6 protein-coding genes are annotated in these 6,536 nt (G+C 48.4%); 4 read left to right on the top strand and 2 right to left on the bottom strand.

Going from position 1 to position 6,536, the window contains the following annotated elements:
• The first annotated feature begins 754 nt into the window (after nt 1-754).
• A complete protein-coding gene (locus tag O4H49_RS19435) occupies nt 755-2,134 on the top strand; it encodes a TolC family outer membrane protein (RefSeq protein ID WP_269425111.1) in 1,380 nt (459 codons plus the stop codon).
• A gap of 316 nt (nt 2,135-2,450) precedes the next feature.
• Nucleotides 2,451-2,807, top strand: coding sequence for a hypothetical protein (locus O4H49_RS19430; RefSeq protein WP_269425110.1), 357 nt, complete (start codon nt 2,451-2,453; stop codon nt 2,805-2,807).
• A 112-nt stretch (nt 2,808-2,919) separates the two neighbouring features.
• Here the strand turns inward: O4H49_RS19430 and O4H49_RS19425 are convergent, their stop codons facing one another.
• Nucleotides 2,920-3,615 (bottom strand): ribbon-helix-helix domain-containing protein, encoded by a 696-nt coding sequence (locus O4H49_RS19425; RefSeq protein WP_269425109.1) that lies wholly within the window; start codon nt 3,613-3,615, stop codon nt 2,920-2,922.
• 186 nt (nt 3,616-3,801) lie between these two features.
• Nucleotides 3,802-4,161, bottom strand: coding sequence for a hypothetical protein (locus O4H49_RS19420; RefSeq protein WP_269425108.1), 360 nt, complete (start codon nt 4,159-4,161; stop codon nt 3,802-3,804).
• Nucleotides 4,162-4,568: 407 nt separating this feature from the next.
• Between O4H49_RS19420 and O4H49_RS19415 the strand changes: the two genes are divergently transcribed.
• The gene (locus O4H49_RS19415; RefSeq protein ID WP_269425107.1) at nt 4,569-5,054 is read left to right on the top strand and encodes a hypothetical protein; all 486 of its coding nucleotides are present in this window, start codon (nt 4,569-4,571) and stop codon (nt 5,052-5,054) included.
• Between the two features lie 255 nt (nt 5,055-5,309).
• Entirely contained in the window at nt 5,310-6,125 is an 816-nt protein-coding gene (locus O4H49_RS19410) for an LOG family protein (protein WP_269425106.1), read from the top strand.
• Nucleotides 6,126-6,536 lie beyond the last annotated feature (411 nt).

Here is a 6,536-nt window from a genome sequence, read left to right as displayed (position 1 = left end):
CCCATGAAACACCTCCTCCCGAAAGTGAATCATAGAATACCGCTTTTGGGAATCCCGAAACCGATTCAGATCAAAAGAAAAACGCTTTAGTATTCCTCCCTGAGTGCATTTTTCATCTTCTCGGGGTAAAGGCGCTGAAGCACAGGTCCCCTCCTTGAAAAATCATGTTTAAGGTTCGCCCGAAGAGGGGAAGAACTGCCGGATGAAGCGGGTGGATCTCTGGATCGGGTCAAGCCCCTTCAAAATTCTGACGGGGTGCCGGAATCGCCTTTGCCACTGTGGAGACGTGTTGAGGTTGGCTTTCTCTCGGGGGAATAGATCTCAACACCCTGTTTTTTATAATTTATTTCTGCGGATATCGATGTTGATTTTTGCGGTGCAACTATAAATGGGTTTTGTCATCCTGCCGGAAAGCCACAAAATTGTGTAAAACTTTACCGGGCAACAGTTTTTTTCTTGAGAACATGGGATGTTTGGCGTACCTTCAGCGGCGAACAAATGTGTTTTTCGTGTTACAGCTGTGATGCTCGTGTCTTCTCAACTTGAGGCGTGTCGTGTTGTATCGGGGGAAATGCGACTGTGATTTTTTTGCAACAGATGTGCCTTAATTGGTTGTGGTCCTATCGGATTGTTGACAGTTTGAGGTGCAAGACGTAGAAATATTGCAGTATTCTATTAGGTGGTTGTGAATAGTCATTTATTTGGACGTAGACACAGACGCTGTCACGAACAAGCATTCGGGGGAAAAGTACCAATGCGCCAACTTGGTAAAACCTTGGTTTCGAACTTTAAAACAGCGCTGCTCGCCAGTGCTATTGTTCTGCCATCCGTATCAGCCGCACAGGCTGTAACACTTCAAGAAGCAATTACGCAGGCTCTCGCGACAAACCCGGATATCGGTGTTGTTGCCCACAACCGTGAAGCGGTTGATGAGGAGCTTCGTCAGGCTCGTGGTCTCTACCTTCCACAGATTGATCTTTCTGCTGGTGCCGGTATTGAAAGCAATGACGATTCCACTTCCCGAGCCGGCGGCGGTACTGGTAAGCATGATGTGATTAACCCCACAGACGCTTCCATTACGCTCCAGCAGCGCATTTTTGACGGTTTTGAAGCCGGCAGCACCGTTGATCGTGAAAAGGCGCGTGTCGAATCCGCTGCCAATCGCGTAAACGAAAACGCCGAGTTCCTGACACTTGATGCGATCGGTGCATATCTTGAAGTTCTGCGCCAGCGTGAACTTGTTGCTTTGGCAACAGAGAACCTGCAGATCCACCTCGACATTGTTGCGAACCTGCAAGAGCGTCTTTCCGGTGGTGGCGGCAGCCGCGCTGATGTGTCCCAGGCTGAAGCCCGTTCTGCCCGGTCACGTAACACGCTGACGACATCCTACAATGATTTGCGTGATGCGGAAGCCAACTATACCCGTATCGTTGGTCACTTCCCGGAAGAGCTCGAGACACCAGAAGGTTTCTCTGCGCCACTTCCTGCCGGTCTTGATGAAGCTGTGGATCTCGCTGTAAGCGATAACCCCACAATCCGTATTTTTGAAGCCGATGTGCGTACAGCAGAAGCTGAAGTGGGACTTTCCGAAGTGCCTTTCTATCCTTCTGTTAATCTGGAAGCATCCACCGAGCACCGTGACGAGTTCGATGCGACACCAGGCAGCTATGAGCAGAACAACTCTGTAATGCTCCGCCTGCGCTGGAACCTGTTCCGCGGCGGTATCGACCGTGCAGCCCGTCAGGAAGCTCTGGCCCGTCTCTCTGAAAGCAAAAACCAGCGCTATAGCTCTGTTGTTGATGCCCAGCGCGAAATGCGCCAGTCCTGGTTTGCGCTGGATGCGTCCCGCCAGTCCGTGACTGATCTTGCTTCTTCCGTTCAGTACAACACCGAAACCCGCGATGCTTATCGTGAGCAGTTCGATGTTGCGCAGCGGACACTGCTGGACGTTCTTGATGCTGAAAACGAACTCTTCACTTCTCGTGGACAGCTGATTTCTGCAATGACAAACGAGCAGCTCGCTTCTTATCGTATCCTTGCTCTGAGTGGCCAGCTGATGGCAACACTTGGTGTTGAGGCTCCTGAGCAGGCGCTTGTTGATCATAAATCTTGGGCAGAAGGTCTGATCGACTGATCAAGCTTCTGTAATAGACGTAAAAAAGGGCGCCTCGGCGCCCTTTTTTGTTAGGTGGTCTGTTGTGTGTTTTATAAAAACTACTTCACGTTTAAATTGAAATGCGGTTATTTTGCACTTCCTTTATTAGTCGTTGAACGATTATTAGGCAGACAAAATTATTTTATGCTACGATTACATGGTGTAATCTTGTGTTCACAAGGAACTGGCCATTATCTTTTGTTGTCAGTTTGGAAAATGCGCTTGTTATTTGATCGGGATGTTGTATTTCTTAGTCCAAGATGTACTGCGGCCTCGCTGCATGAAGAGATGAAGTATGAAAACTGGTCTGGATTCTGAAATGGTAAAAGAGGGAGTTGTTAAAGATCCTCGGCAACAAGATGCTGATGATTTCTTTTTCACGCCTTTTGAAGCTGTTTTTGATGATGAAGACGAAGTTGTGGCGCTTCACCTTGATGACCTTCTGCCGGATGATTCCGGCGCGGTCGTGCTCTTCGCCGGTGAAGGGCAGCCTGTGTATCTCGAAACCCTGGATATGATTGTGCATAGCGGAATTTCCCATGAGCATATCACCGCCTCTGGTGTAGATGTGACGGGGCTTCATGTTTACAATTTTGCTAGTGGTCTTACGCTTTATAGCGAGAGCGAAGTTATCATACAGACGGAACGCTAGGCGGGTTCTGTCTCATAATTCCCGGTTCATTCTGTTTTCCTGGCCGTAATCTTCGGCAACCGGGGTGTTGTCTGCGCTGTTGCGGCAGTTTCCAGAAATACAGACCCGAAGATCAGCTGGCTGCTGTACTTTCCTCTGGGAGAGAGACTTCTTCCTCTGGCCTTTTTGCGATGGGCTTTCTGCTGATTGCCATACGCGGTGTGCTCGCGACCCAGATCACCATATACTGTTTCTTGTGATTGAGAATGCTTGCCTTGACCAGTCGGGCCTGCGCCGTGATCACCTTGCCGGGGATCATCCTGATGATGCGGGCATCAAGGTTGCGAAGCCGGGATTCCTGCAGGTCCTTGACATTTTCGAGAAAGGGACCTTTGCTGCGCAACTGGAAAAGGCGGGTGATGTTCGCACCTTCGATACCGATATTGGTTTCCCCGAGCCAGTTGTAAAAGGCATTGTTGCAGGAAATGATTGTCAGGTCTTCTGAAAGCAGGGCCGCCGGACTGGGACTGGCGTCAAGAAGGGACAGGATGATGCTCTTGTTGGGGGCTATATCGGCACCGGCCAGCCGCCGTTCGCTTGAGATCATGCAGAAAACACGCAGAAACGACGAAAAATTTGGTCCTTGATAAACCAGTTCGAGCTTTCCGATGAATTTCCCGAGTTTAAGCCCGTGTTCCATCGCTGCATGTTCCAGCGCGCGCCAGAAAACCGGCTCGAGACGGATCGAGTAACGCTTCTTGTTGTATTGCACAACGCGGGCTTTGGGGGCCTGGTCGGCAAAGTTTACGGGAAGTATTGATCTGGGCATAGCTTGTTCGGTCTTTGCGGAAGCTCCGGGGGTGCTGGGTGTTGCTTTTTAGTATTATGATATATCAAAAGTAAGAACTCGATTTCTTTTTTTGCCCGGGGGGGAATGTCATCCAGGGGCCCGTCTCTAACTTCTGCTTGTACTTCTCTGCTGCTTTTTTGACAGATCACGCTGTGACAAAGGGGCTTATGGCAAGAGAATTTCGTCATTATCACCGACGATGTTCCCGAGATCGGTAAGCTTGCTTCTGAGGGAGTAGCGGGTGGCCAGTTTGCGCTGGGCAGCTTTGGGCAGGTCGGTCATCATTATCACGCGTTTGTCGATCAATGTGGCAATCAGATCCTCAAGAACACGGATCATTTCCATGTCACTTTGAGCAAGCTCCTGCTGGATAACCTCGCTGTGCTCTTCTATTTGCTCTCCGACATTCTGGATGAACTCGACCACTTCGGGGGCATCGGCATCGATAAATTCACGGGCACCTTCTTTTGTGTCTTCAAACAGGCCGGTGATCTTTCCGTCAGCAGATCGTGATACATATGGCATGATATCTCCTTCGAGGCTGGCTTGCACAAGTCAGTTAGTGAGCCTGTTTACAATAAACTGGAACAGCAACGTTGCTCACTGGCTGATGGCTACAGCCCGTGGACACTTTAAAATCTACGGACAATTGGTTAATGAGAAGTAAGTTATACTTTTAAAGGTTGAATTTATAGCGATTTTTCTGACCGGATCTATTGTAGTCTTGAAGTTGGAGTAAGTGAAGGCGCAGAAACTCCGAAAGACAGCAGAAGATATCGGATTATCTCTTTTGAGCTGTCATGTTCGGGTCATATTTAACAGGCAGAGTGGCTGCCGGAGTTATCAACAGACTTGCCCGGAGGGCAATGCGGGTTGTTGCAGCAGTATCGTTGAATAATCCGATAACCAGAAGGGTAACAGGGGAGGAATTAATGAAGAAAAAATATTACTGGCGGGCGGCTATCGGACTGGGCCTGGCCCTGATTACGGGAGGTATATCAGCGGCATCTGCGGGGGCTCTGACGAATGTCCGGGATGTAAAACTCAATGTATCTGGATTGAATTATTACAGCGAGCAGTGTGGACTGAGTCGTGAGGTCTTTGAGCGCGCCCTGTTTGGAGCCTTTAACGAGGGTGAGCTTCGCCTGACCCGTTCATCGGCCTACTGGTTGCATACCAAGGTAACGACAATAATTTTCGACAAGGTCAACTGTGTCAGTAATGTCGAAGTCGTGCTCTATGCGAACACCCGTTATTTCAATCCGGCGACAGCGAGTGAAATGATTGGCCGGGTTGAGGTCTGGAACAACGGTGGCCTGTACAGTTCGGAAGCTGAAACGCATCAGGTCCAGGTCAATAATGCATTGCATAAGATGGGTACATCGCTACGCGATGCCTGGGCAAAAGATCAGCAATAATAAAAACTCCGGATCTCCTGCCAGCAATGCCGGATGTTCTGCCTGTCGAGGAGGTCTAGGTTTAGAGGTAAAATTTACATTTTTTCAGGTGTAAAAACCTGCTGTTAATATCTGAGATAGGAATTTTGGTCTAATATATCAGGTGTGTAACCTGCTGTGGTCCCGCACTGACCTGTTTGTTCTGATCGTATTTTTGGATCTTGGGGCAGTTGGGTGGGCCCAGGTTGCAGGACAAGTCAATTTGAAAGGCAGTATATGGTAATCAGTTCAAGCGACATTCCCAAGTTTTATCACGATCCAGACTTTATGAACTCGCCTGATGCCAGGGCGCTCAGGATTCTATCCGAGTATTTCGGGCCGCAGACGCGTTTTGAAGAGTTTAACGTGGATGACACCATTGTGTTTTTTGGGTCTGCCCGCATTCAGTCGGAAGAGACGGCTCAAAAGGCAGTAGCGGAAGCCAAGAGGACTGGTGAAGGGCTTGAGAAGGCCGAAAAGATGATGAAGATGTCGCGCTATTACGAGGAAACTCGTGAACTGGCGCGCCGTTTCACACGCTGGTCCAAGGAACTTGGAGATGAAGAGCGTCGTTTTGTGGTCTGTACCGGAGGTGGTCCCGGTATTATGGAGGCGGCAAACCGGGGTGCCTCGGAAGAGAAGGGGGTTAACGTTGGCCTCAATATCTCTCTTCCATTCGAGCAAAATGAAAATCCCTATATCACAAGGGAACTGGCGCTTGAGTTTCATTATTTCTTCATGCGTAAATTCTGGTTTATCTATCTGGCCAAAGCAGTCTTGGTCATGCCCGGAGGCTTTGGAACTCTCGACGAATTCTGTGAGTTGCTGACGTTGATCCAGACACAGAAAATCAGAAAGAAGATGCCGATTGTTCTCTATGGTTCGGATTACTGGAACAAGGTAATCAATTTTGAAGCTCTTTGTGAATTTGGCACCATCAGTGAAGAGGATCTTGATCTGTATCTTGTGACCGATTCTATGGACGAGGCATTTGACTATGTGACCAAGGGGTTGTTGAAGCACGCTCTGAAGGCCCCCGGGCCAAGTCTGTAGCTTTTGCAGCAAGGCGGACCTTTGAACGGGCCTTGTGGTTTACAAGGCCCGTCATGATGTGAAGTATCGATTGAGGTGGAGAGGTTCCTGCGGAGCTGTCATGCTGGTGCACCACGATTTCAATCTGTCTGGATGACCGCCTGTGGCGAGGGCTTTCAAGGATATAAATAGATAATATCTATGTATATCATGTGAATTATCGATTTGAAGTATATTATTTCTCGGTTCACAATGTAAATATAAAGAAATATGTGAAGAGGAATTTCGCTGAAATACTAATTTCTCAGAGAAAATGTTTGTAAAATATGTGATAATATCAAAAATGTGTTGATTTGTTGCGTTTAATGTCACAAATTCTTCGTGACATAAATGTTTTATAAATATGACAGTTTTATGAACCGTTTCTTGTGT

It is taken from the genome of Kiloniella laminariae, assembly GCF_027214005.1.
GTDB lineage: Bacteria > Pseudomonadota > Alphaproteobacteria > Kiloniellales > Kiloniellaceae > Kiloniella > Kiloniella laminariae_A.
The sequence above is the reverse complement of the archived record's forward strand: the minus strand, read 5'-3'. Positions and strand labels throughout refer to the sequence as shown.

Excerpts from the sequence above, each read along its gene's own strand:
- O4H49_RS19415 (WP_269425107.1), top strand. The coding sequence starts at position 4,569 with ATGAAGAAAAAATATTACTGGCGGGCGGCTATCGGACTGGGCCTGGCC.
- O4H49_RS19435 (WP_269425111.1), top strand. The coding sequence starts at position 755 with ATGCGCCAACTTGGTAAAACCTTGGTTTCGAACTTTAAAACAGCGCTG.
- O4H49_RS19425 (WP_269425109.1), bottom strand. The coding sequence starts at position 3,615 with ATGCCCAGATCAATACTTCCCGTAAACTTTGCCGACCAGGCCCCCAAA.
- O4H49_RS19420 (WP_269425108.1), bottom strand. The coding sequence starts at position 4,161 with ATGCCATATGTATCACGATCTGCTGACGGAAAGATCACCGGCCTGTTT.
- O4H49_RS19410 (WP_269425106.1), top strand. The coding sequence starts at position 5,310 with ATGGTAATCAGTTCAAGCGACATTCCCAAGTTTTATCACGATCCAGAC.
- O4H49_RS19430 (WP_269425110.1), top strand. The coding sequence starts at position 2,451 with ATGAAAACTGGTCTGGATTCTGAAATGGTAAAAGAGGGAGTTGTTAAA.